Raw genomic sequence first — 1397 nt, 5'->3', positions numbered from 1 at the left:
AGCATGCCTTTGCTGCCGGCGTGAAGGCGATGCCGGGGATCGAGTTCTGATGGCGGCCTGTCCCGCATTTCTTTTCGCCGCACCCGCGTCCGGCCAGGGCAAGACCAGCATTGTCGCCGCGCTGGCGCGACTGCACGCGCGCCAGGGGCGGCGTGTCTGCGTGTTCAAGTGCGGCCCCGATTTCATTGACCCGATGATCCATCGCGTTGCCAGCGGCAACGAATGCGAAGTTGTCGACCTGTGGATGTGCGGAGTGGACGATGTGGCCTGGCGTCTCGCCCGCGCTGCGCGCTCGGCGGATCTCATCATCGTCGAAGGCGTGATGGGTCTTTACGACGGCGAACCGTCGGCAGCGGACATCGCCACGCGCTTCAATCTGCCGGTACTCGCGGTCATCGATGCGTCCGCGATGGCCGCGACATTCGGCGCCATCGCCTTTGGCCTTGCCCGCTACCAGCCGGGGCTTCCCTTCTACGGCGCCTTCGCCAATCGCGTCGGCAGTGCTGGACACGCCGACATGTTGCAGCCCGGGCTGCCGGCTGACATTCCATGGCGCGGACATCTCCTGCGTAACGCGGACTTCGCCTTGCCCGAGCGCCATCTCGGACTCGTGCTGGCGGAAGAGCTTTCCGACCTCACCACCTGCCTCGACCGCATCGCCGATGCGCTGGCGGCGACGCCGCTCGCGGAACTGCCGCCGCCCGTCACCTTTGGCGAAATCGCCGCACCGGAATTGCCGCCACTTCTCTCCGGCAAGCGCATTGCCATTGCGCGCGATGCCGCATTTGCATTTGTCTATGCAGCCAATCTCGAGTGCCTGCGTGATCTCGGTGCCGAACTTGCGTTCTTCTCACCGCTGGCTGGCGATGCGCTACCGGACTGCGATGCCGCCTGGCTGCCCGGTGGTTATCCTGAACTTTATGCCGAACGATTGAGCAACCGGCGCGACCTCTGGTTCGCGCTGACCAAACATGTCGATGCCGGCAAGCCACTGCTGGCCGAGTGCGGTGGCATGATGGCCCTGTTTGAAACGCTGGTCGACCGGCATGGCGCGACGTTCTCCATGGCCGGGCTGCTGCCCGGCAAGGTGGCCATGCAGGCGCGCCTTGCCGCGCTTGGCCACCAGGAAGCGAAGCTACCCGAAGGCTGCCTGCGTGGTCACACATTTCATTATTCGACCAGCGAGACGTCATTGTCGCCGCTGGTGCAGGCACAAAATCCGAAAGGTCGTGGGGGTGAGGCCGTGTATCGTCGCAAGCGTCTCACCGCGAGCTACGTCCACTTCTATTTCCCCTCGAACCCCGAGGCGGTCGCGGAACTCCTCTCCTGATCAGCGTCGACTACGCGCGGTTTCGAGATGCCGGCACATCATTTCGGCGCCATCGAGCACACGCGGC

At 64.6% G+C, this 1397-nt stretch carries 1 protein-coding gene; it reads left to right on the top strand.

Going from position 1 to position 1397, the window contains the following annotated elements; all coding sequences use genetic code 11:
• Positions 1 to 1330 (top strand): cobyrinate a,c-diamide synthase (locus HXX15_RS23095; protein ID WP_296519252.1); only part of this gene is annotated, 1330 nt, incomplete at its 5' end.
• Between the last annotated feature and the right edge of the window lie 67 nt (positions 1331 to 1397).

This window comes from Rhodopseudomonas sp. (assembly GCF_013377015.1).
Classification (GTDB): Bacteria; Pseudomonadota; Alphaproteobacteria; order Rhizobiales; family Xanthobacteraceae; genus JARJEH01.
The sequence above is the reverse complement of the archived record's forward strand: the minus strand, read 5'-3'. Positions and strand labels throughout refer to the sequence as shown.